This window comes from Sphingobacterium puteale (assembly GCF_003627955.1).
GTDB classification, from domain to species: Bacteria; Bacteroidota; Bacteroidia; order Sphingobacteriales; family Sphingobacteriaceae; genus Sphingobacterium; species Sphingobacterium puteale.
This window is the reverse complement of the sequence record NZ_RBWS01000007.1, coordinates 92,034-114,232: the sequence shown is the minus strand read 5'-3', so window position 1 is coordinate 114,232 and position 22,199 is coordinate 92,034. Positions and strand designations below refer to the sequence as shown.

The following is a 22,199-nucleotide window of genomic DNA, read 5'->3' as shown; positions in this document are numbered from 1 at the left end:
TCAGGTATCCAGTGATCAGTTACTCTTAATCTTTTAGGATATCAAATTCGATATAGGTCGCATTGTTGACATCATGAAAAATGCGTTGTGTCGCTTTACGGAAATCGGCTTTGGTCGCTGTATAGGGCTCCATAAATACTTGTGGATTTCGTTCAGCCAATGGGAACCATGAGTTTTGCACTTGAACCATGATACGATGTCCTTTTTTAAAGGTATGGGCAACATCAGGCATAACGAAGTCTACTTTTTCCACCATGCCCGGTGTCAATGGTTGCGGTTTGTCGAAGCCATTTCGATATTTCCCCGCCATGATCTCTCCTCTGACCATCATCTGGTATCCCGCCATTGGTTTTCCATCAAAACTCGGCGCATCGTTGGGATATACATCGATGAGTTTAACAACATAATCTGCATCAGTACCTGTTGATGCTACTTTTAGAAAATTCTTGATCGGTCCAACAATCGTGATGTCTTCCGTCAATGGTGCTGTCTGATAGACCATGACATCTGGACGACTGGCTGCAAAACGCTGATCATCGACCATATACTCGCGGGTACGGTTCTGGATTAATCCGCCTTGGTGTGGAACTGGTTTGTTGGGATCTGTTACATATTCATCCCATGAATCTGTGCGTTGGACTTTCTCAAAATCAAGTTTACCCTGTGGTTGAAAATAAAGCTTTTTTGTTTCGACATTCTTAGGTGGCCATTGTTCAAATTGCTTCCATTCATTGCTTCCGGAAATAAAGATATTGGCCTCGGCTGGAGAGAAGCTGCCTTCTTGTTTTAAATGATGGCTGAAAAATGGTTGTTCAAATTTTTCCTGGTAGGTGACGCTTGTTTTTTTCTCAAATTGGATGTCACCTAAGTAATCTCCTGTTGCGCGTACCCAGCCACCATGATACCAGGGGCCTGCAACCAGAATTGAATTGTTTTTTTTGCTCTTTTCTTCAATGGATTGATAGGTTTTAAATGTTCCGTAAGCATCTTCGGCATCGAAAAAGCCGCCAACAACCATAACCGCCGGTTTCACGTCCTGTAGATAATTGGTGACGACACGGGTTTTCCAGAAGTCATCGTAATTCGGATGCTTAAAGAGGTTATTCCAGAATTGGACAGAATCACCAAAATATTTTTCTTTGAGTTCTCTGGCGGTTCCGGCTTCAAGGAAAAAATTGTATTTATCTAATTCATTGATCTGAATCTTACTGTTAAATTGATCTGGTGTAATTGGTTTAGGGCGGGGAACGCCAAAGGTCGACATAAATGTGAAAGCATCCTGCAAGAATAGAACACCATTGTGATGGAAATCATCACCGATAAACCAATCGGTTACCGGAGCCTGTGGTGAAACAGCTTTGAGGCTCGGATGCGTTTTGATCAGTCCGACCGTAGAATAAAATCCCGGATAAGAGATACCATAAAGCCCCGCTTTGCCACTGTAATTCTTCAGATTTTTCTGTAACCATTCCAAAGCGTCATAAGTGTCCGTGCTTTCATCAATCGCTTTTTTATCCTTACTGAGGTTTGTGGGGCGAATGTCTTCAAAATCGCCTTCACTCATCCATTTTCCACGCACATCCTGATAGACGAAGATATAACCGTCCCGCATCATTGCAGGGAAGTTGCCTAAATTTTTTTTGTATTCGTTTTGGCCATAAGGGCCTACCGTGTAGGGTGTTCGATTCAATAAAACAGGGTATTTTTTGGATTTGTCTTTGGGGCTGTAGATCACAGTAAACAATTTCTTACCATCTCTCATCGGAACCTTTACTTCGGTTTTTTCATAATGATCTCTGACATAAGCGGAATCTGTGGTCGTCTGCGCATGTAGCTGGCTTACCGTAACAAGTGTTAAAGCCAGAAACGAAATTGTAGTTTTCATTTAAATAATGATTTAGGAATGTCGATTTATCATGTTTTACATGGATTCTTTACACTCGGTTTGTTTTCTTAATGAGAATGTAGCTATCATGAGCGAATATTTTCGGTTTTGTTAGCTGATTTGAGCTCACGATGGTTTCATCAATTTAAGTCTAAAGGTAACGCTCCCGAAATCATTTTCCAATTTTATTGTCATATTTATGCGGATTGGAAAAAGAAAAATTGACCAATTTTTTAGAAAGAATAACTTTTTTTGAATTGTATTTGGATTAGTTTTTTAATGTTAATATATTGAGTAAAATTAGTTATGATTATATTTTATTTTTCAAGGTATGTTCAAATGGCTTAAATTTCAATGAGATGAGTGATCCCGACTTCGGTCGGAATTGTATTTTATCTTCGTTCTTTTGTATTCGGATAGGCCTTGAAAAAGCAATTGTCACGATTTTATAAATAAAGTGACAATGGGTATGAAATATGTTTTTTTAAGCTAATTTTAAGAATTATTTTATCATAAAACATCAATTAAATAACAAATTAAGTATATAGAATTAATATGGGACAACAAGTGAAAGATGCCAATGGCAAATTGGGTATTCTTATTCCGGGATTGGGTGCTGTGGCTACAACATTGATCGCTGGTGTGGCATCTATAAACAAGGGTTTTTCAAAACCGATAGGATCTGTTTCGCAATTGAGCAGAATCCGTTTAGGTAAGCGCACGGAGAATAGAAATCCATTAATAAAGGATTTCGTCCCTTTGGCAAAGTTGGAAGATGTAGTTTTTGGTGGTTGGGATGTTTATGAGGATAACGTCTATGAGGCAGCTTCAAAAGCACAGGTATTGGAACAAGGTCAACTTGATGCCGTAAAAGCTGAATTGGAAGCAATTCAACCGATGAAAGCTGTCTTTGATCGCAATTTTGTGAAGAATTTAGACGGTACGCACATTAAAACGGAAAAGACACGTCGTGAGCTGGCTGATGCTGTGCAACGTGATATCCGTGAATTTAAAGAAAAAAACGGCTTAGACCGTGTCGTATTGGTATGGTGTGGTTCTACTGAACGCTATATTGAGACAAATGAAGCCTTCTCAACAATTGCAAAATTAGAAGAAGCTTTGGATAATGATGATCAACGTATTCCACCGAGTATGATCTATTGTTATGCAGCTATAAAAGAAGGCGCTCCTTATGTTAACGGTGCCCCTAACTTAACGTGTGATGTTCCTGCTATTGTAGAATTAGCTCATGAACATGGCGTTGCAATTGCTGGAAAAGACTTCAAAACAGGTCAAACATTGATGAAAACAATTGTTGCTCCGGGTCTTCAGGCAAGAGCACTTGGGGTAGAAGGATGGTTCTCTACAAATATCTTGGGTAACCGCGATGGCTTGGTATTGGATGATCCAGAAAACTTCAAAACAAAAGAAGTTTCTAAATTATCCGTATTGGAAGAAATTCTAGATGCGAAAAAGAACCCCGAATTATACGGTGATTTATACCACAAGGTACGGATCAATTATTATCCTCCTCACGGAGACAACAAAGAGTCTTGGGACAACATCGATATCTTTGGCTGGTTGGGTTACAAAATGCAAATCAAGATCAACTTCTTGTGCCGAGATTCAATTTTGGCTGCTCCAGTTGCTTTGGATTTGGCATTGTTTATTGATTTGGCACAACGTGCTGGTATGTCAGGTATCCAGGAATGGTTGTCTTTCTATTTGAAATCACCACAAACGGCACCGGGTTTACCTCCTGAGCATGATATCTTCAAACAATTGATGAAATTACAAAATACCTTGCGTCATATTATGGGCGAGGACTTGATTACTCACTTGGGATTGGATTATTACCAAGAGTTGGTAGATAGTATTCAATAGATTACCTTTATAAAAAGGGGAACAATTACTTCGGGTGATTCTTCCCCTTTTTCTTCGGGATAATTATATCGTGGCCTGCAGATTTGCACTATTAAAAAATAGGATAGGGAGGCTATCAAATAATTACCCGTCAATAACCCGCTGTAAACTTTTGCGTTTGCAAACGCTAGTATGGTGACAGGGGTTTTACTTTTTTAATGAATGATTTTATTTTGCAATTAGAAGGAATGGAATTTGCTATTATTGCGGCGGGAGAAGGATCTCGATTGCGAAAAGAAGGGTTCAATTTACCTAAGCCCTTGCTACCCTTACATGGAGTTCCATTGATTGAACGATTGATTCGCGTTTTTGCTAAAGAAGGTGCACAGCAAGTGCATGTTATTATCAATAGACAATCACCTGAATTGAAGACGTTTTTAACACATACAGCATTTGAACTACCTATCATCCTGATCGAGGAGGACACCCCAAGTTCTTTGCATAGTTTTGCTTTGTTGGTCAAAAGCAATCCTGCTTGGACTTCCTGCTGTCTGACGACTACAGATACTGTTTTTAAACCCCACGAATTTCATGAATACCTTACTGCTTTCCGTCAGTCAGATGCAGACGCCTTTATGGCTGTGACACCATTTGTGGATGACGAGAGCCCACTTTATGTGAATACAGACGATGAATTAAATGTAGAAGCATTTTTGGACAAGGCTACGGCCGGGACAAAATTTGTTTCGGGAGGGATTTATTGCTTTCGCAAGGCTGCGATGGACTGTGCACTCCGCTCTGTCGCTGCTGGAAATTCCAGAATGCGTAATTTTCAACGTGCGCTTTTAGAAAACGATTTGAACGTTGAAGCTTTTGTATTCGAGAAGGTGGTGGATATCGATCACTTAAAGGATCGCATTGTAGCGGAACGGTTTTTGAGTGAGGAAGTTAGTTAATAAAATGAGCGAAATGATTTCTATTTTAGGCGTGACGCGTAAAAATCGCTTTTCACCCAATCACGTGGGGAATGATGCTGCAATATTTAACGAAGTTGTGCTAAAATTAACCGAAAAAGGTGCAGCCGTTGAAATTTGCAATGAGGATGAATTTTTAGCTTCTGATTCCGTAAAACAGGGAAATATCCTGACGATGGGAAGAACAAAAACCTTGGTTAAGAAGCTGCAATCACTTCAAAATAATGGCGTTCATGTATTGAATTCAGGTTTTGGTATTGAAAACTGCTTTCGAAAAAACATGACACTCAAATTGTTGGAAGGTGGGATTCCATACCCTAAAAGTATTGTCATCTCTACCGTCGCAGATATGCAGTCGATTTTTGAAAAGTTGAAAGGGAAAGGCGTCTGGATCAAACGCGGCGATTTCCATGCCATCCATAAAGAGGACGTTACCTTTGCTGCCAGCCTCAAAGAAGCACAGCATATCTTGAACGAATACGCCCTTCGGGGAATTAAAGAAGCTGTAATATCCGAACATTTGGCTGGGGATTTACTAAAGTTCTATGCGGTGAGGGACACCGATTTCTTTTTCTATTTTTATCCCTACGAGCATAATCATCATAAATATGATTTGTATGAGCAAATTAATGATGAAGTTGTCCATTTTCCGTTTGATTTGGCTGATTTAAAGCAAGTAGCCAACCGCGCAGCAGAAGTATTGGATGTCCACATCTATGGCGGTGATGTAATAATCGATTCAAATGGAGAATTTCATATTATTGATCTGAATGATTGGCCAAGCTTTGCCCCTTGTCGAGCTGAGGCCGCTGAAGCCATTGCGCAAATGGTTTACCATAAATTTACTGAAAAGAACCAAAATGCAGAGAGAACAAGTTAATGTAGTCGAAGAAGAGAATTTGAGTGCATTCGAACAATCTTTAAAATCCAACGATACCGAAGAGAAAATAGATATCTGGTTTTATAGACCTATTGGATTTCGTATTGCACAAGTATGCGCTAAAATCGGGATTACACCCAATGCAGTGACTATTATAAGTATTTTCTTTGGTGTTGCTGCGGGTATTTTATTTTATTATGGCGATTTATGGATAAATGTGATCGGGATGTTGCTACTGATCTTCGCGAACTCCCTGGATAGCGCAGATGGACAATTGGCACGAATGACAGATAATAAGAGTCGTTTTGGTCGTATTTTGGATGGTTTTGCAGGTGATTTTTGGTTTGCGTCCATTCATATCGCTATTTGTTTGCGGAGTATCAACGAAGGCTGGACAGATTGGCTTTGGGTGTTCTGTATCCTTGCCGGAGTATCCCATATGATACAATCTGCAATGGCCGACTATTATCGTAATGTCCACCTATTTTTTATTAAGGGTAAAGCTGGTAGTGAGTTGGATAATACACGCGATTTGAAAGTTGATTATGATGCGCTTTCCTGGAAGAAAAACTTTTTCAGCAAATTTGTGTTGAACGGTTACATGGGGTATACCCGAAATCAGGAAAAGTTATCGCCAAAATTGCAGAAACTGCTGCATATCGTCAAATCTCGATATAAAGATGATTTACCAAAACAACTGATGGTTGATTTCAGAATGAAAAATAAACCATTGATGAAATACACGAATATTGTACAGTTCAATACCCGGGTAATCTTTCTCTTTGTTTGGTTGTTTATCGGGCAACCATGGATTTACTTTTTCTTTGACATGTTTGTATTAAATCCGATCTTAATCTATATGTGCAACAGACAGGAAAGGGTAAGTGGTTATTTCGTAGATAAGTTAACAAACGATCCAACCTATGGGGAGTAAAATCTATAAAGTACTCTTTATGCTGATCGGTATAGGCACTTTGGCTTATATGATTCGTGCGATGGGAGTTGAGGAGATTTGGATTAATCTGGAGAAAATCGGTTGGTGGTTTTTGCCGGTACTGGGCAGCTGGGCTGTCCTTTACTGGATGAACGCCATCGCTTTTAAAGCGATTATTCAGGAACCGCAATTGCCGCAGACCGATGTTCCTTTTTGGAAAGTATTGCAATTGACTGTGTCGGGGTATGCAATTAATTACATTACACCATTTGTCGCACTAGGGGGGGAGCCTTACCGAATTATTGAGCTTAAAAATTATGTTGGTGGTTCAAAAGCAGGTTCATCCGTTCTGTTATATGGAGTTATGCATATTCTATCCCATATTTTATTTTGGGTAGTGTCCGTTTTTCTGATCCTCTGGTTTGTACCGGCCAGTACATTGGTCAATGTCGCCTGTGCTGTGATTTTTGTGATGGCTATTGTCTGTACTTGGTTATTTACAAAATTCTATAAAAAGGGAATTACGGTTTCTTTATTGAGGGCTTTGTCAGGTTTGCCTTTGGTTGGAAAAAAAATCAATAACCTGCTGGAAGCGAAGTTCGAGACACTGAACGATGTTGATCAACAGGTGAAAAATTTATTTCAAAACCGGAGGGGCCGATTTTATACGGCTCTCTTCTGGGAGTTTGTCGCACGAGTAATTGGGTGTTTTGAAATTTATTTTATCGGTCTGGCCTTGGATATCAATATAGATTTTATCGATGCCATGATTATCAGTTCGGGTTCCTCACTATTTGCCAATCTCGTGTTTTTCTTCCCGATGCAATTGGGGACACGTGAAGGTGGGTTGGCAATGGCAGTGATGAGCATCGGCCTACCGGCTTCTGTCGGTATTTTTATGGGCATTGTGACGAGGATCAGGGAAATCGTTTGGATCATTATCGGTTTGGGCTGGATGAGTTTAGTTAAAAAGAAATAACAATGGATAAGTTTATAATTAAGGGAATTATTTTTGATTACGGTGGAACGTTGGATACAAATGGGGGGCACTGGGGAGCGGTAATATGGTCCGGCTACGAAAAGTATCAAGTTCCGGTCAACCTAAGTTCATTTCAAGAAGCATATGCTTATGCCGAAAGGCAGATGGCGATTCAACCGATCATCAAACCGGAGTTTAACTTCTTGGAGGTGCTTAAAGCAAAATTGAAGGTGCAGTTTGAGTACCTTATTGCTGCTGGCTATGATCTGGAGAAGGAACTGGCCGATAAAATTGCGTTTGATGGTTATTCTCTAGCCAAAGATACGGTTGCCCGGGTAAAGCCGTTATTGGTTGCGCTAGGCGAGCAGTATCCTATTGTAATGGTTTCTAATTTCTATGGCAATCTAAAGGCTGTACTGGCTGATTTTGGTATTTTATCTTATTTTAAAGCGGTTGTTGAGTCAGCCGTCGTGGGCGTACGTAAACCAGACCCTGCGATTTATGCGCTCGGTGTAGAAGCAATGGGATTACCTGCTGCAGAGATCTTGGTCGTCGGTGATTCCTATAGTAAAGATATGGCTCCAGCTAAGGCTGTAGGTTGTCAGACACTATGGTTGAAAGGACAGACCTGGGGAGAAGATAAGTTGCAGGATATTTCTGCCGCGGATAGGCAATTTAAGACTATTTTTGATCTCCGTGATTTTGTTTAATCATGCTTTTTGACGAAATTCTTTAGGCGATATGCCTACATTTCGCTTAAAGAATTTCCCAAAAAAGGACTGGTCTGAAAAATGCAGTTGCTTCGCGATTTCTCCGATCGAAAGCCCTTGGCGGAGCAAGTATTTAGCCTCTTCCACCAGTACATTCTGTATTAATTCTATCGCTGACTTTCCTGTAAGTTCTTTTGTGATCACCGAGAGATGTTTTGGGGTGATACCAAGTTCTGAAGCATAAAACTGCACGGTATGGTCCTGACGAAAAGACTGTTTTAGCAGTAGGTAGAAATTGGCCAATATTTCTCTTTTTCGTGAGGGTACGAAAGGTATATTTTTAAAATTTTGACTTGCCAGGCGCGCAATTTCACAGAACAGCACTTCAGCCAGAGATTTGATAATCTTTGGTTTGAAAATATAATCATGCCCCTGTTTCTCGTAATGGATAAACTGTTTAAACAGATTGGACAAGTTTGTGGCATCCTGCATCGAAAGAGCGAAGACATGACTATTATCCAAGGCGAGTGATTTTTTTGTGAGCTCAAAAAAATCTTTTCGAAAGTCCAATTTGAAGATAAAATCTATGCTGAAGAAAATCAGATAAACTTCGCAGTCCCAAGATTTGGAAACAGATGCACCGTTAACTTTCGAGGATGGACTGGTCAAGAGCAGGTGATGCTGCCCGACCTGTACCCGCTCATCATTAATCATAAAAGATGTTTCCCCTTTTTTTATTAAACAGAGTGAATAAAGATTCTTGTTCGCCAATATAAGCTGCTGCTGCGGACTGAATACTGGCTTGGATCTGTTTCCTTTGATGTGAAAAGCAAAAAAATCTTTGTTGTCGAGGTGTTGATCTATGATGGGCATATTATTTCACAATGAAATCAAAATACGTTTTACGATAAGGTTCATCCTTTAGGGTGTAATGCCACCATTCTTTATCGTAGGCTTTAAAGCCAAATTTAGCCATGGCTTCACGAAGTATTTTGCGATTTTCTTTTTGTTTTGTTGTTAGATTTGAATAGTTGTGGTGGGAGATATCACCAAAGAAATCAAAGGGTGCTCCCATATCGAGTTCTTTTTTATTAGTGAGATCGATCAAAGTTAAGTCGACAGTACTACCTCTACTATGACCAGACTTGCTGGCAATAAAGCCCAGTTTAAATAAGTTTTTTTTATCTAACTGTGGATAGAACTCGCGCTTAGCGATGGTATCGTTGATAACCAGTGACCAAGATTTGAAATGATCAACAGCCCGTTGCGGACGATAGGCGTCGAATATTTTTAATGCCAGACCTTGTTTGTTCAGATATTTTTCGACTTGTTGTAGGGCCAATGCGGCACGCTTGGTCAGGATGGCGACTGGTTTTTCATAGCCGTGAACAGGGCGGCCCGTAAAGTTATGGCTTCCAAAGTAACGCATATCCAGGCTAATTGTTGGAATAAATTCTTTTACATAGGCGAAGTTTTGCGGCATTTTTTGCTGGGCTTTCAATTGGAAGGCAAAAAATACAAGACTAATGGACAGACAAAAATTGAGTTTCATGGGTTGAAGATACAACTTTAGATGCTCAATTCCAGCATCGAGATGTCAGCTACATAGCCCTTATAGCCAGTAATAAGGATGGTAAATGCGCAAACCCTCAGGCAATGAAGACCTGAGGGGTGTCGGGACTTATCTTAATGATCCGTTATTTTCTTTTTTAAGTATTTGTAGATCTCAATCTGTGAGCGACAGGGATCCTTTTTATTTTCAACATAATGATTGCTCAAGGAATTGTTCAGCATACGAGCCTTGACGTTGTCATTGAGCTGTATGTAAAGCATTTCCTTGAGGTCTTCCTTGATCTTCTTACTCGTGATTTTTACAGCGGCTTCAATACGGTGATCTAGATTTCGGGTCATCCAATCTGCTGAGGAGATATACATCAGCTCTTTACCGGCATTATAAAAATACATGACCCTTGCATGCTCGAGATATTCATCCACGATTGAAATCGCATTCATGGGTAATTTAAATGTTTTTTGGTTCGTCGCACAATAAATTCCCCGAATAATCAGATCTATTTTAACCCCGGCGTTTGCTGCATCATAGAGCTTTTTAATCATGTCTTTGTCGCTCAGTGAGTTTACTTTGATAATGATGGATGCTTTTCGGCCAGCTTTGGCTTCAGCTATTTCCAGATCGATAAAATGCAGCAGTTCCCTGCGCATATCGATAGGACAGATCAATAAACTTTTACAGTTTTTGATTATGTCAGCTGGGTTGGATTTGGGCCGTCTGAGATAGTTGAACACTTTATTGATGTCAGCGATGACATCCCTATTGCTGGTCAAGAGACAATAATCTCCATATAATTTAGCTGTTTTTTCATTGATATTTCCTGTACTGACAAAACCATACTGAATGGTTTTTGCACCTGTCCGTTTTTTAATGACACATAATTTGGCGTGTACTTTTTTATTGGGAATACCTGTAAGTACTTTAATTCCTTCAAGTTCTAGCTTCTCTTTCCAGTCCAGGTTATTCTCTTCATCAAATCGTGCGCGCAGTTCAAGCATGACCGTTACTTCCTTTCCATTTCGTGCAGCATTGATCAACGCATTGGCGACCTTAGAATTCGAAGCCAAGCGGTAGGCGGTAATTTGTATTGTTTTTACATCCGGATCCATTGCTGCTTCGCGTAATAAATCGATGATCGGCCGAAACTCATGGTAAGGAAAAGACAGGAGCACATCCTTTTTTAATACAGTATCGGTGACTCGCTCATAGTTTTGAAAATAGGGATGTGGGAATGAAGTTCGTTCCTGCGGCTGATAATAAGACTTAAATACGTTCGGAAAGTCCATAAAATGTTTAAAATTATGGATCTTCTGTCCGGGTATGATACTGTCTTTTTTTGATAGGTTGAGCTTTTTGATCAGAAACTCCACGAGTTTTGGATTCATCTCCTGATCAAAAATAAAACGTGTCGGTTTACCTTTACGCCTATTCTTGACCCCCTTACTTATTTTTTCGACCAACGTTGTATTGATGTCGTTGTCGATATCAAATTCAGCATCTTTTGTGACTTTAAACACATGTGCATGGAAAACATCAAAGCCAAAATAGGAGAATATCAACGGAAGATTGAACTTGATGACATCTTCGAGAAGGATAATATGTTTTTCATCCTTTGGTGCAGGCAACTGGACGAAGCGTCCATTTTGGCTCGTAGGGATTTCAATTAAAGCAAACTTAGTTTCATATTGCCATTCACTTTTCCCCATGGCAATACCCAGATAGAGGCTCTTATCACGGATATAAGGCATTGGACGGACATCATCGAGGATCAGAGGGATGACATTTGATTCCACATCATCCTGATAATACTCGCTGACAAATTTTTGTTGTTCCGGACTTAGTTCTTCACTCGTTTTGATAAAGACATTTTGCTTGGCCATCTCCTTTTGGATTCGGTTCCAGGTATTGTCAAATTTCTTTTGCTGTTTGATTACGCGGACATTGAGCTCTTCCAAAATCAACTGCGGATCTTCATAAAAAGATTGATTGGCACTTTTGTCTTTGAGGTCAATAGCACGTTTGAGCCCGGCAACCCGAACACGGAAAAATTCATCCAGGTTATTGGAAAATATACCTAAAAATTTGATCCTTAAGGGTAAAGGAACAGACTCATCTGCAGCTTCTTGCAATACCCTGCCATTAAAGCTTAACCAACTGATATCTCTAGGAATAAATTTTTTCGCCATAGCTAAATATACATAAATTTCAGATGCAAAACTAGAGCTATGGATGCGATAAACGAACTTTTTCGTGTTAAAGAATTATTAATTTATTTTTTCTTCATCTTGCCAAAAAAAATACCCCAAAAAGTGCGAAACTTTTTGGGGTAAATAGCAATCTTATACCTGACTATTTCTTTTTCCCGTATTTTTTGGAGATCTGAATCGCTTTATATTTGCTACTGTCAAAATGTGGGGCATCAATTGTCAGGCTTGTTGGATAAGGAGCCGTACGATCGAAAAAATATACAGTTGTTGTACTACCGTAATCATTGACCGGAAGTAGCTCCAGACAGCCCGTGTAATCTGCATTCAACACATCACCTACTGTAACGGCATAGATGCGGATAATTCCACCTTTATTTTGTTCATTCCTGACAAAAGCAACTTCTTTAAACCCGCCGGGAAGATCTTCTATACTTTTCTGATTGAAAGTATCTTTTAAAATAAAACCCAACAGCACTAAAATCGGGATGACCAAAAGCCACACCTTTTTATTCTTCTTCATTAAAATACGCTTAAATAGTAATGTTTATCTCCAATAATTTATAAAATTCTTTGAGGATAGCCTGATGTCCCGGCCAAGCAGGAGAGGTCACCAGATTTCCATCCACAATAGCTTGGTCAGCTGGAATATTTTTCCAAGTTCCGCCTGCCAGTTCAATATCTGGTCCCACCGCTACATAGGCAGTCAATGTACGTCCTGTCAAAACTTTTGCCGCTGTCAATACCTGAATTCCATGACAGATTGCTGCGACAGGTTTATTCTTTTCAAAGAAATGTTTTGTAATCTCCAATACGCGTTGATTAAGGCGGATATATTCCGCCGAACGACCACCCGCGATATAGAGTCCATCGTATTCTTCGGGATTAACCTGATCAAAATCCTTATTGATCGCAAAATTATGTCCCCGTAGTTCCTTATACGTTTGGTCGCCAGTAAAATCATGTACAGCAGTAGGTACGACATCACCCTTTTTTCGATCGGGGGCGATGGCATCAACTGTTATTCCTATTGATCCCATTGCTTGAAATGGAACCATTGCTTCGTAGTCTTCTACAAAATCTCCAACCAGTAATAATATTTTTTTTGCCATATCAAAAACCTCTTTTAATAGGTTTTGAATTTACGTATTAAAAGAGGTTTTCACAATGATTATTTGTTAATCTTTTGTTAACCTTGGACAGCCAATTTCTCTGCAAGGAGACGTTTAGTCTTACGTACTTTCGCTTCGAGCTGGCTTCTTAAAGTTGGATTGATAATACCTTTTCCTTCTTCAAAGTTTTTATGGAATTCAGGAAGGGAGAATGAATCCAGGATTTCAGCACCGTCCCACGTGATTCTATTGACTGCTGCATTTAATACAGTGGATCCACCCATCGGTCCGGGAGCAGTTGCCAGTAAGAAAACTGGTTTGCCATTGAACGTTTTGCGATTTGGGATGCGCGAAACCCAGTCTACAATATTTTTGTAGGCTGAAGTGTAGGATCCGTTGTGTTCTGCCAATGAAATGAGCAGGAAATCTGCCGCATCCATCTTCGCGGCAAAATCATGAGCCAACTGTGGAATACCCAATTCTACTTCCTTATCATAAGAATAAATAGGCATTTCGAAATGATTGAGATCAAGGAGCTCTATGCTGTCATCTGCTTCTTTATAATATTTCGAGGTACTCGTTACAAAGATTTTGTTGATAGAGTTTTTATTACTTGTTCCTGCAAATGCTAGTATTTTCATCTGTGTATAAGTTTTTAATTTTTAAATCGGTCAAACTTACAACATAATCATAAAAAAAATGTCAGTCGAATGTCTGCTGAGGGCATAATATCACATTTATTGATCTAGGTCAATTAAAAACAAACCGTTGGTACATCCCCAGCAGCCCTGTGAGTCCGCCTGTGTGCACTACCAGCAGTTGATCAGCGGGTGTGAAATAATCCTTTCTGATCAGATCATCCACGGCATAGAGCAATTTTCCGGTATAGGTGGGTTCGATCATGATGCCTGTGCTGGCAATAAAATGCTGGGTGAATGCGAGGAGATCCGGTGTTGTTTTGGCATAGCCGCCAAAATGATACTCCAGATGCAAAATAGGGGGCGGAAGGTGGGGGTAAAGCTGGGCGACCTCGTCATTGATAAAACCGCCATTCTTTAGTACAGGTACGCCATGTACCTGTGTGAAAAGATCTTTTTTATCAATTGCGTTAGCAATTCCGGCAAGGGTGGTTCCGGTACCACAGGCCGTAAAGATATGTTGGTAATCCTGTTGGAGTTCATCGACAAGTTCGGCACATCCTTTGGCGCCTAGGAGGCCGTAACCGCCTTCGTGGATATAGAAAGTTGTTGGGTCCTGATCGAAATACATACGATAGAGTTGCTCCTTGTCCCGATAGGAATCGCGGTCCACATAAATAAGTTGCATGCCAAATAATTGACACATGGTCAGAACAGGGTTGTTAGCCTGTTCATCACCTCTGACAAAAGCTGTTGTTTTGAACCGGAAAGTAGCTCCTGCGCAAGCAGTCGCCAATAGATGGTTGCTCCATGCACCTCCAAAAGTAACGATATGATTTTTCTGAAGCTGTAAAGCCTCCTGAAGATTGTATTTCAATTTTCTCCATTTATTACCTGAAATGAAGGGGTGGATCAGGTCATCCCGCTTCAGCGTCACCTTGATATGCTTTTTTTCCCATAGAGGTAACGTGATTTCTGTTTCGGGGCTATGGATTTTGAATGACAACATAACATTAAATGAAAACAAAGTTAACGAAAATTGTTTCATTTGGTTTATTTTTGTAGCATGACCGAACAAATGGGATCGCAAGATCAAGAAGAACAAGAGTTATTTGAACATCTACGAATTGAAGTGGATAAGGGGCAAGCTTTACTCCGTATTGATAAATATCTGATGAATAGGGTGGAAAATGCGACAAGAAGTAAAATTCAGCATGCCATTGAAGCAGGTTCTGTCATGGTCAATGGAAAAGAGATCAAGGCGAGTTATAAAGTCAGACCGGATGATGTCATTACTTTGGTATTGCCCGATCCACCACGTGACAATGAAGTTTATCCAGAAGATATTCCCCTGGACATAAAATATGAAGATGACGATGTATTAATTGTCAATAAAGAAGCGGGGATGGTCGTGCATCCGGGCTATAATAATTATACGGGTACTTTGGTCAATGCATTGACTTACCATATACAGCAGCTGCCGCAGCTGCCTGGAAATTCAGACCGTCCGGGGCTAGTACACCGGATAGACAAAGATACTTCAGGATTATTGGTGATTGCCAAGAATGAAAAATCGATGGCATTTTTGGCTAAACAGTTTTTTGACCATAGTATCACCCGCAAATACATTGCGCTGGTATGGGGAGATCTGAAGGAAGACGGAACGATTACGGGATATATTGGTCGTCATTTGAAAGATAGGCGTATCATGGCCATGTACGATAGCGAAGATAAAGGGAGGTGGTCTGTGACGCACTACAAAGTGCTGGAACGATTAGGCTACGTGACCATGATCGAATGTCAGCTGGAGACGGGCCGTACGCATCAAATCCGGACCCACATGCAGTCTATTGGCCATCCATTGTTTAATGACGCAATGTATGGTGGCGATAAGATATTAAAAGGGACTGTATTTTCAAAGTATAAGCAATTTGTGGACAATTGCTTCGCCCTGCTTCCACGTCAGGCGCTCCATGCACAGGTATTGGGATTTATTCATCCAACTACAAAAGAAAATATGTATTTTGAGGTACCATATCCCGAAGATTTTCGTTTAGCTTTAGAAAAGTGGCGCGGTTACGCCGCAAATTCCATGGCTGTAGAAAATGATTAAAATTTAGAAAATAAACAAAGATGCCGACAAACTATATCAATTTTAATGGCAATGTAGTGCCGGAAGAACAGGAAATATTTAGCATAGAAAATAGAGGCTTTCGCTATGGTGATGGTTTGTTTGAAACCATGTTGTATAAGGATGGTGATATCCGTTTTCTGAATTTTCACGTAGTGCGCTTACAGCAGGGAATGGAATTGATACATCTTGATGATGCAAATCTTTTCGATGAATTTTTTATTCGTTCAAGATCAGAGGAACTGATTCGTAAGAATAATATGTTGGGACAGCAGGTTCGCATTCGACTGATTATATTCCGAATGGGTGGGGGGCTATACAGCCCAACGACAAACAAACCGGGATTTGTCTTGCAGGTACAGCGTATAGAACCCAATCTGAGGGATAAGAAAGTCGGTCTGATTGTGGGCTTATATAGTGAGTTTAAAAAACCTTATAGTGACTTGTCAAGATTAAAATCACTCAATTCACAAATTTATGTGCTGGCGGGTATATACAAGAAAAAAATGGCCTTTGATGATGTGTTGATTTTAAATCAGGAGGGCTACCTTTGTGAATCTCTGACTTCCAATATCTTTGTGTATTATGAGAAAATACTTTATACGCCTGCGCTTTCTGAAGGTTGTATTGAAGGAGTCATGCGTCGAGTTGTGATGGATATGGCCAGGGCGGAAGGGATTGAAGTAGTGGAGGCGCAGATTAGCCCCGAGATCATGAAAAGGGCAGATGAAATTTTCTGTACAAATGCGGTGCAGGGGGTACAATGGGTTATGGGGTATAAGCAAAAACGCTATTTCAATAAGATATCACGTATATTGCAGGACAAACTGTTAAGTTGGAATTACGATTCCAACGAGGAGCAAAATTAAGCTTGCACAAATAAATAACAAAGACAAAAGGCCAAGCGATTAATCTTGGCCTTTTGTGTGTACGATTCGGATGATCCAATGTTCAAAAGCTCTTTTGAAGCTGAGTAGAAAATCTTTTGTTTTCTGGAGTTCGATTTTTCCATTTTCACCGATACAGTCTTTTATATTTCCGAGATATGCTTCCGGCTGCTGCATAGGATAAATATTAACAAATACCAGTGACTGCCGTATGTGATGATTTGCTCCGAACGCCCCGTAAGCTCCCGTTGAAGAGGAGATAATAGCGCCAGGTTTGCCATCCCATTTATTTTTACCATAAGGTCGGGATCCCACATCTATAGCGTTTTTTAAGACGGCGGGGACGGAGCGATTATATTCAGGTGTTATAAAAAGAACTGCATCAAGTGCAGCGATTTCTTTTCGAAAGCGTACATAACTTTCAGGTGGGTTGCCTTCATCATCAAAATCTTGATTATATAAGGGAAGATCACCAATTTCGATCACGCGATAGTTAAACTTGTTAGCCGGTTGTTCGCAGATAAACGCTGCTATTTTTTTATTATAGGATTGTTTCCTTAAGCTGCCGACGATGATTCCAATGTTGTAAGTATTCATTCCAAATTCCAGTTAATGTATGAAAAGTACTATTGGTTGAACAATTCGTATCCCAAAAAGTTTCCCTGTAAAATAAGATGAAGTTAAAACTAAGCTATTTGTACTGAATAAGTTAAGTTTTTGTTAACAAAAATTAACATTTATCTTTTAATCTTTTGCATACAGTTTGTGTCGTAATGTAAAGAAGAAATTACAAAACTAAGGGAGGAGCTACTTATGAAAAAATTGTTGTACACCGCTGCTATTGTTGCAGGACTTTTCGTGACAGGGAAGGCAGATGCACAGGTCAGCATTAGCGTAAATATCGGAAGTCAGCCAAGCTGGGGACCAGTAGGTTATGATTATGCCCGTTATTATTATATTCCTGAATATAATATGTATTATGATGTGCCTGCAAGATGTTATGTTTATTACGATAATGGTGGCTGGATACGAAGAGCAAGCTTGCCGAGAAGATATCGACATTATGATTTTTATCGAGCACATAAAGTTGTGATCAATGATCGTAATCCTTGGCATCATCATGACCGTTATAGAAGTAGATACGGTCACTCACGTGGTAGACAGGTGTCTATCCGTGATAGTCATCACCGGCGCAGCGGTTACTCTTTCGCAAGTGAGCGTAGTGTAAGGCGGAGTCACTCCTGGAAAGAAAGTAGAAGAGATTATGATAGAGGTAGAGGGCATGGACGTGGACACGATCATGGGCATGGAGGAAGGCACAGAGATTAGTTGGATGAAGAAAGTGTCCATTTTGAGTATCTTAATCGTTTAATAAGAAAGGGCCTACCTTGTGGTAGGTTCTTTTTTTATGTTATTATTTTGATAAAACATAGTATTCGCTCCGCTCCGTGTGCCTTTGCCTATGCTATAATTTTATAACATGATGTTCAATAAAATATAGTGGGGCGAATAAATCGAAAGATATAACACGCTGATTCGTGAAAATAATCTTAATTTTGCGACATGAACATGCTAAACAACTTTTAAAAGGGCGGATTTTGCATGTTTGAGATAGAATGTGACCTGTAAGTTAATTTTTGTAATGGGAAAAGTAATTAAATCAAGCCTGATATGGATGAGTTTGGGAATGACCGCGTTGGGACTAGGGTCTTGTAATCAAAATAGCGGCAAAAAAGAAGAGAAAAATGTTACTGTCGATTCTGTACAGCACAGGAAAGATAGTCTAATTGTTGTGCAGGATTCTATTACAAAAGTGGATTCGCTACGTAAGGATTCCATTACCAAAATAGAGGCGGATGTTTCTTATACTGGTGCTAAAGATACCACAGTTTTATTGACAGATTCTGTTTCACCGCGATATATTTACCTTACTTTTGATGATGGCCCGCTTAATGGTAGCCAATATTTAGATTCTATCGCTACGGCCAAAGGCATTAAAATCAATGCGTTTTTGATTGGCGCTCATGACAAGATGAGTAAAAAACTGCATGGTTTTACGGAGCGTTATAAAAATAATCCGTTGGTTGATTGCTATAATCATAGTTACTGGCATGCACATGATAAGTATACTACATTTTACTCAAATCCACAGACGGCATTTGAAGATTTCGAATTGGCAGAACAGTCTCTGGGCTTGCAGCATAAAATTGTTAGACTTCCGGGGCGAAATATCTGGTATGTAGGTGACCGTAAAAAGGTTGACCTGAAAAGCGGTGCTTCTACGGCCGAGCTTTTACATCAAAATGGTTATAAAGTTATGGGCTGGGACTGTGAATGGAAAATTAATGGGGTGACCGGTAAACCAGATTTAACGGTCAATCAGCTGTATACGCAGATGAAAAACTTACTTCGGAAAGGTACGTCTTATACAAAAAATAATGTGGTACTTTTGACACACGATAATATGTACCAAACAAAAAAGGGGCAAAAATTATTGTCAGATTTGATTGACAGCTTAAAACAGCATCCAAACTATCGTTTTGAGTTTATGCGTAATTATCCAAAGTAGAGCATTTGTGCTATTTATTATTATTTAGCCCCAAACTAATCGTCTTTCGAAACTAGTTTGGGGCTAAATTTATAAGTGGAAGGCTATTTTTTCTTAATTTTGTTTGCGTAGGTATTTTGTCAATATGACGATGGTCTGGCCTTCTATTTTTCCTTCAATCTGCTCAATATTATCAGCTACTAAACGGATATTTTTGACCACGGTACCTAAGGTCGCTTTCATTGAAGAACCTTTTACATCCAGTGTTTTTGTCAATACAACGGTATCACCCTCCAATAGTCTTTGACCAATGCTATCTTCATGAAAGGAAACATAGCCATCATTTTCATGATCACCGGTTTTCTTTGCCTCCGCTAACGTTTCATCATCAAGATAGAGGATATCGAGTGCTTCGGAAGCCCAGCCTTCATTTTTCAGACGGCTTAACATACGCCAGCAGACAATTTGTATGGCAGGTATTTCTGACCACATGGCGTTAGGCAAGAATTTCCAATCTTCCGGATTTAATTGCTCCGTTTTGTTGAGCTGGTTGGCCAAGGTTGCTGAAATCAGTAGGGTGTTATCCAAAGTAGAACTGGTTTCTGGTGGTAAAATATAGGCTACTACATCCGTTTCAGCGCCTGTCAGCTCACATTTTCCTCCAGCCCGCGCGAGTAATTGTTCTTCTAATTTCATATCTGTTTCTATAAAAGCCCAAAAATAAGAATATAAATTGTAGTAAGTCTTAACACTTGAAATAAAGCTTGTTTTTTGGAAAAAAAATGGGACTTACCGCCATATTGGTATTGAATTTGTACACTAACGAGATTGGAAAAGATTATTAACTGAAATTAGAATATAGCATATGAAATGGCAAGGAGGTAAACGAAGTGGCAATTTTGAGGATCGTAGGGGGATGTCTGGTGGTGGAAAGATTGCATTGGGCGGTATTGGTGGGATCATCGTATTGGTCATTGGTTTTCTGATGGGGGGAGATCCCATGCAGTTGTTGCAGCAGGCGCAAAATATGGGTACACAGACGGAGCAGTCCGGACAGCCGCGCGACCTAAATCCTGAAGAAAAGAGGCTGACAGAGTTTTCCCTGACCGTACTTCAGAGTACAGAAGATGTCTGGGCCAAATTATTTAAGGAACAAATGCAGCAAAATTATACGCCCGCTACCTTGGTTTTTTACGATGGTGGTACACAAACAGATGGTTGTGGAATGGGACAGGCTTCATATGGCCCGTTTTATTGCCCCGGAGATCAGAAAATCTATCTGGACCTGACTTTTAACCGTGAACTTTCAGATAAGTTCGGAGCGAAGGGCGAATTTGCCATGGCCTATGTGATTGCGCATGAGGTAGGACACCATATTCAGCAACTGGTGGGATTGTTACCTAAAACGAATCAAGCCCGGAGTAAACTAAGTGAGAGCGAAAATAACAAGATATCGGTTATGACAGAACTTCAGGCCGATTTCTATGCTGGAGTGTGGGCACATTATCTCAATGAATATACGGATATAAAAATAGATTATAACGATATTATGGATGGAATGAAAGCAGCAGAAGCAGTAGGTGACGATAAGTTACAGACCGCCGCACAGGGGTATGCCGTCCCAGAGTCTTTTACTCATGGAACCTCAGCACAACGTATGGCCTGGTTTAAGAAAGGATATGACTCTGGCGATATGCGTGCAGGAAATACATTTGAAGATCCAAGTCTGAGATAATAAAGAACAGGTTGCTGGATAATTTTATCTATAAATAAGAGAAGCATTATATTGAACTGCACCCTACAAGTTGGACAAAACTTTTAGGGTGTTTTTATTGAACTAATAAATTGCAGCCCCGAATATCGCTTTGGTCAAAGCGCCCCAATATCTCAAATGAGCCATCTTGATATACCTTTCCTAAATCCTGTGTTGCAATAAATGAGCAGGAATACCGATTGGCCAGGTCGATGACATTAATGCCGCCTGTGCTGTCGGAGGAGATTAAACTCAGCGGATCATTTGTATCACGTATTAGCACTTTCATCCATTTTGGTAAATGGAAAATTCCCTGCCCCGAAGAGTAACCCTGTGACAGCAATTCGGTCATGCCATATTCTGAGTGGATCCCACTGATCTTGAAGGCATCTTCAAGCAGCCGGTGGATCTCCTGTTTGACCATTTCTTTACGTTTACCTTTCATTCCGCCCGTTTCCATAATAATGAGTTCCGGAAAGTCAAAAGCATATTGCTCAATAAAATCAAGCAAGGCATAGGTGACGCCGAAAAGGATGGTTTTGGTTCCGTTATTTTTTAATTGGACAAGTGTATTATATAATTCCTGATGATTGTAGAGGAAATAATTGGTCTCTACTTGCTTACTTTGTCTCATCAAGTCATCGATCATATAGATCAAAGAGGAACCACTTCTTTCCAGATAGGACGGCAGTAGGGCTAAAATAGCGATATCTGTAATTGGTCCGTAAAAATCTTCAAATATACGGCGAAAAGTACGCTCGTAGATGGATACATCAGCAATAAGGTGCTTAGAAGTGACCATGCCCGTTGTTCCTGAACTTGAAAATACAATTTGAGGGGTCATTCCGGTAGCCAGTACTTTTTGTGTTTTAAAAAATTCGATTGGGAGGAAGGGGATGTCCGTATAATGCTGGACTTGATTTTTTTCTTTGCCTATTAGCGAAACATAGTCGCGGTAGACCTGACAATGCTGCAGCTGGAAGTGATAAGTATCTAAACAACGTTGGTTAAAATCGTCTTCCGTTTGAATTTCAAGAAAATCCGTCCAATTCGTCATAGCATTTAAATTTGTTGGACAAAATTAGCTAAAATTTAGAAATATTGAGTAGAAAAGCCGGAGCCGGCAGTCGT

General features: G+C 40.0%; 22 protein-coding genes. 11 read left to right on the top strand and 11 right to left on the bottom strand.

What is annotated here, in order from left to right:
• Positions 1-25 precede the first annotated feature (25 nt).
• Complete coding sequence (locus D7322_RS09725; RefSeq protein ID WP_121123674.1) at positions 26-1,885, bottom strand: CocE/NonD family hydrolase; 1,860 nt, start codon at positions 1,883-1,885, stop codon at positions 26-28.
• Between the two features lie 555 nt (positions 1,886-2,440).
• Here D7322_RS09725 and D7322_RS09720 point away from each other — a divergent pair.
• The 6 genes from D7322_RS09720 to D7322_RS09695 all read left to right on the top strand — a co-directional run bounded on the left by D7322_RS09720 (position 2,441) and on the right by D7322_RS09695 (position 8,225).
• The gene (locus D7322_RS09720) at positions 2,441-3,769 is read left to right on the top strand and encodes an inositol-3-phosphate synthase (protein ID WP_108633174.1); all 1,329 of its coding nucleotides are present in this window, start codon (positions 2,441-2,443) and stop codon (positions 3,767-3,769) included.
• Between the two features lie 197 nt (positions 3,770-3,966).
• Positions 3,967-4,704, top strand: coding sequence for a nucleotidyltransferase family protein (locus D7322_RS09715; RefSeq protein ID WP_245971304.1), 738 nt, complete (start codon positions 3,967-3,969; stop codon positions 4,702-4,704).
• Between the two features lie 13 nt (positions 4,705-4,717).
• Positions 4,718-5,602, top strand: coding sequence for an ATP-grasp domain-containing protein (locus D7322_RS09710; RefSeq protein ID WP_245971303.1), 885 nt, complete (start codon positions 4,718-4,720; stop codon positions 5,600-5,602).
• Complete coding sequence (locus tag D7322_RS09705) at positions 5,583-6,536, top strand: CDP-alcohol phosphatidyltransferase family protein (RefSeq protein ID WP_121123670.1); 954 nt, start codon at positions 5,583-5,585, stop codon at positions 6,534-6,536. The genes D7322_RS09710 and D7322_RS09705 overlap by 20 nt, the downstream gene beginning before the upstream one ends.
• On the top strand, positions 6,526-7,515 hold the full coding sequence (locus D7322_RS09700) for a lysylphosphatidylglycerol synthase transmembrane domain-containing protein (protein ID WP_121123668.1): 990 nt from the start codon (positions 6,526-6,528) through the stop codon (positions 7,513-7,515). The genes D7322_RS09705 and D7322_RS09700 overlap by 11 nt, the downstream gene beginning before the upstream one ends.
• Positions 7,516-7,517: 2 nt before the next feature.
• Positions 7,518-8,225, top strand: a complete 708-nt coding sequence (locus D7322_RS09695) for an HAD family hydrolase (RefSeq protein WP_121123666.1) — start codon at positions 7,518-7,520, stop codon at positions 8,223-8,225.
• Here the strand turns inward: D7322_RS09695 and D7322_RS09690 are convergent, their stop codons facing one another.
• From D7322_RS09690 to D7322_RS09660, 7 genes are all read right to left on the bottom strand, one after another.
• Positions 8,226-9,098: a helix-turn-helix domain-containing protein gene (locus D7322_RS09690; RefSeq protein ID WP_121123664.1), complete on the bottom strand. Its 873-nt coding sequence runs from the start codon at positions 9,096-9,098 to the stop codon at positions 8,226-8,228. It abuts the gene before it with no gap.
• A gap of 1 nt (position 9,099) precedes the next feature.
• The gene (locus D7322_RS09685; RefSeq protein ID WP_220700054.1) at positions 9,100-9,777 is read right to left on the bottom strand and encodes a M15 family metallopeptidase; all 678 of its coding nucleotides are present in this window, start codon (positions 9,775-9,777) and stop codon (positions 9,100-9,102) included.
• Positions 9,778-9,911: 134 nt separating this feature from the next.
• Positions 9,912-11,981 (bottom strand): polyphosphate kinase 1, encoded by a 2,070-nt coding sequence (ppk1, locus tag D7322_RS09680; protein WP_121123661.1) that lies wholly within the window; start codon positions 11,979-11,981, stop codon positions 9,912-9,914.
• 163 nt (positions 11,982-12,144) lie between these two features.
• Positions 12,145-12,522 (bottom strand): hypothetical protein, encoded by a 378-nt coding sequence (locus tag D7322_RS09675; RefSeq protein ID WP_121123659.1) that lies wholly within the window; start codon positions 12,520-12,522, stop codon positions 12,145-12,147.
• A 10-nt stretch (positions 12,523-12,532) separates the two neighbouring features.
• Positions 12,533-13,111: a DJ-1/PfpI family protein gene (locus D7322_RS09670; protein WP_121123657.1), complete on the bottom strand. Its 579-nt coding sequence runs from the start codon at positions 13,109-13,111 to the stop codon at positions 12,533-12,535.
• Between the two features lie 77 nt (positions 13,112-13,188).
• The gene (locus D7322_RS09665; protein WP_121123655.1) at positions 13,189-13,752 is read right to left on the bottom strand and encodes an NADPH-dependent FMN reductase; all 564 of its coding nucleotides are present in this window, start codon (positions 13,750-13,752) and stop codon (positions 13,189-13,191) included.
• Between the two features lie 109 nt (positions 13,753-13,861).
• Positions 13,862-14,797, bottom strand: a complete 936-nt coding sequence (locus tag D7322_RS09660) for a 1-aminocyclopropane-1-carboxylate deaminase/D-cysteine desulfhydrase (RefSeq protein ID WP_245971302.1) — start codon at positions 14,795-14,797, stop codon at positions 13,862-13,864.
• 18 nt (positions 14,798-14,815) lie between these two features.
• On the opposite strand from D7322_RS09660, the gene D7322_RS09655 reads away from it, so the two are divergent.
• Positions 14,816-15,862, top strand: coding sequence for an RluA family pseudouridine synthase (locus D7322_RS09655; protein ID WP_121123653.1), 1,047 nt, complete (start codon positions 14,816-14,818; stop codon positions 15,860-15,862).
• A gap of 20 nt (positions 15,863-15,882) precedes the next feature.
• The gene (locus tag D7322_RS09650) at positions 15,883-16,749 is read left to right on the top strand and encodes an aminotransferase class IV (protein WP_121123651.1); all 867 of its coding nucleotides are present in this window, start codon (positions 15,883-15,885) and stop codon (positions 16,747-16,749) included.
• Positions 16,750-16,788: 39 nt separating this feature from the next.
• Here D7322_RS09650 and D7322_RS09645 read toward each other — a convergent pair whose 3' ends face one another.
• The gene (locus tag D7322_RS09645) at positions 16,789-17,364 is read right to left on the bottom strand and encodes an NADPH-dependent FMN reductase (RefSeq protein WP_121123649.1); all 576 of its coding nucleotides are present in this window, start codon (positions 17,362-17,364) and stop codon (positions 16,789-16,791) included.
• A gap of 216 nt (positions 17,365-17,580) precedes the next feature.
• Between D7322_RS09645 and D7322_RS09640 the strand changes: the two genes are divergently transcribed.
• Both D7322_RS09640 and D7322_RS09635 read left to right on the top strand, forming a co-directional pair.
• A complete protein-coding gene (locus tag D7322_RS09640) occupies positions 17,581-18,096 on the top strand; it encodes a hypothetical protein (protein WP_121123646.1) in 516 nt (171 codons plus the stop codon).
• Positions 18,097-18,409: 313 nt separating this feature from the next.
• The gene (locus D7322_RS09635) at positions 18,410-19,336 is read left to right on the top strand and encodes a polysaccharide deacetylase family protein (protein ID WP_121123644.1); all 927 of its coding nucleotides are present in this window, start codon (positions 18,410-18,412) and stop codon (positions 19,334-19,336) included.
• A gap of 93 nt (positions 19,337-19,429) precedes the next feature.
• On the opposite strand, the gene D7322_RS09630 is transcribed toward D7322_RS09635, so the two are convergent.
• A complete protein-coding gene (locus D7322_RS09630) occupies positions 19,430-20,011 on the bottom strand; it encodes a PhnA domain-containing protein (RefSeq protein ID WP_121123642.1) in 582 nt (193 codons plus the stop codon).
• Between the two features lie 169 nt (positions 20,012-20,180).
• Here D7322_RS09630 and ypfJ point away from each other — a divergent pair, with 169 nt between their 5' ends.
• On the top strand, positions 20,181-21,050 hold the full coding sequence (gene ypfJ, locus D7322_RS09625; protein ID WP_121123640.1) for a KPN_02809 family neutral zinc metallopeptidase: 870 nt from the start codon (positions 20,181-20,183) through the stop codon (positions 21,048-21,050).
• 94 nt (positions 21,051-21,144) lie between these two features.
• Here ypfJ and D7322_RS09620 read toward each other — a convergent pair whose 3' ends face one another.
• Positions 21,145-22,125 (bottom strand): LuxE/PaaK family acyltransferase, encoded by a 981-nt coding sequence (locus D7322_RS09620; protein WP_121123638.1) that lies wholly within the window; start codon positions 22,123-22,125, stop codon positions 21,145-21,147.
• Positions 22,126-22,199: the final 74 nt, after the last annotated feature.

What these genes read in the sequence shown, in the direction of transcription:
- D7322_RS09725 (WP_121123674.1), bottom strand. Translation starts at nt 1,885, where the DNA reads ATGAAAACTACAATTTCGTTTCTGGCTTTAACACTTGTTACGGTAAGC.
- D7322_RS09720 (WP_108633174.1), top strand. Translation starts at nt 2,441, where the DNA reads ATGGGACAACAAGTGAAAGATGCCAATGGCAAATTGGGTATTCTTATT.
- D7322_RS09715 (WP_245971304.1), top strand. Translation starts at nt 3,967, where the DNA reads ATGAATGATTTTATTTTGCAATTAGAAGGAATGGAATTTGCTATTATT.
- D7322_RS09710 (WP_245971303.1), top strand. Translation starts at nt 4,718, where the DNA reads ATGATTTCTATTTTAGGCGTGACGCGTAAAAATCGCTTTTCACCCAAT.
- D7322_RS09705 (WP_121123670.1), top strand. Translation starts at nt 5,583, where the DNA reads ATGCAGAGAGAACAAGTTAATGTAGTCGAAGAAGAGAATTTGAGTGCA.
- D7322_RS09700 (WP_121123668.1), top strand. Translation starts at nt 6,526, where the DNA reads ATGGGGAGTAAAATCTATAAAGTACTCTTTATGCTGATCGGTATAGGC.
- D7322_RS09695 (WP_121123666.1), top strand. Translation starts at nt 7,518, where the DNA reads ATGGATAAGTTTATAATTAAGGGAATTATTTTTGATTACGGTGGAACG.
- D7322_RS09690 (WP_121123664.1), bottom strand. Translation starts at nt 9,098, where the DNA reads ATGCCCATCATAGATCAACACCTCGACAACAAAGATTTTTTTGCTTTT.
- D7322_RS09685 (WP_220700054.1), bottom strand. Translation starts at nt 9,777, where the DNA reads ATGAAACTCAATTTTTGTCTGTCCATTAGTCTTGTATTTTTTGCCTTC.
- ppk1 (WP_121123661.1), bottom strand. Translation starts at nt 11,981, where the DNA reads ATGGCGAAAAAATTTATTCCTAGAGATATCAGTTGGTTAAGCTTTAAT.
- D7322_RS09675 (WP_121123659.1), bottom strand. Translation starts at nt 12,522, where the DNA reads ATGAAGAAGAATAAAAAGGTGTGGCTTTTGGTCATCCCGATTTTAGTG.
- D7322_RS09670 (WP_121123657.1), bottom strand. Translation starts at nt 13,111, where the DNA reads ATGGCAAAAAAAATATTATTACTGGTTGGAGATTTTGTAGAAGACTAC.
- D7322_RS09665 (WP_121123655.1), bottom strand. Translation starts at nt 13,752, where the DNA reads ATGAAAATACTAGCATTTGCAGGAACAAGTAATAAAAACTCTATCAAC.
- D7322_RS09660 (WP_245971302.1), bottom strand. Translation starts at nt 14,797, where the DNA reads ATGAAACAATTTTCGTTAACTTTGTTTTCATTTAATGTTATGTTGTCA.
- D7322_RS09655 (WP_121123653.1), top strand. Translation starts at nt 14,816, where the DNA reads ATGACCGAACAAATGGGATCGCAAGATCAAGAAGAACAAGAGTTATTT.
- D7322_RS09650 (WP_121123651.1), top strand. Translation starts at nt 15,883, where the DNA reads ATGCCGACAAACTATATCAATTTTAATGGCAATGTAGTGCCGGAAGAA.
- D7322_RS09645 (WP_121123649.1), bottom strand. Translation starts at nt 17,364, where the DNA reads ATGAATACTTACAACATTGGAATCATCGTCGGCAGCTTAAGGAAACAA.
- D7322_RS09640 (WP_121123646.1), top strand. Translation starts at nt 17,581, where the DNA reads ATGAAAAAATTGTTGTACACCGCTGCTATTGTTGCAGGACTTTTCGTG.
- D7322_RS09635 (WP_121123644.1), top strand. Translation starts at nt 18,410, where the DNA reads ATGGGAAAAGTAATTAAATCAAGCCTGATATGGATGAGTTTGGGAATG.
- D7322_RS09630 (WP_121123642.1), bottom strand. Translation starts at nt 20,011, where the DNA reads ATGAAATTAGAAGAACAATTACTCGCGCGGGCTGGAGGAAAATGTGAG.
- ypfJ (WP_121123640.1), top strand. Translation starts at nt 20,181, where the DNA reads ATGAAATGGCAAGGAGGTAAACGAAGTGGCAATTTTGAGGATCGTAGG.
- D7322_RS09620 (WP_121123638.1), bottom strand. Translation starts at nt 22,125, where the DNA reads ATGACGAATTGGACGGATTTTCTTGAAATTCAAACGGAAGACGATTTT.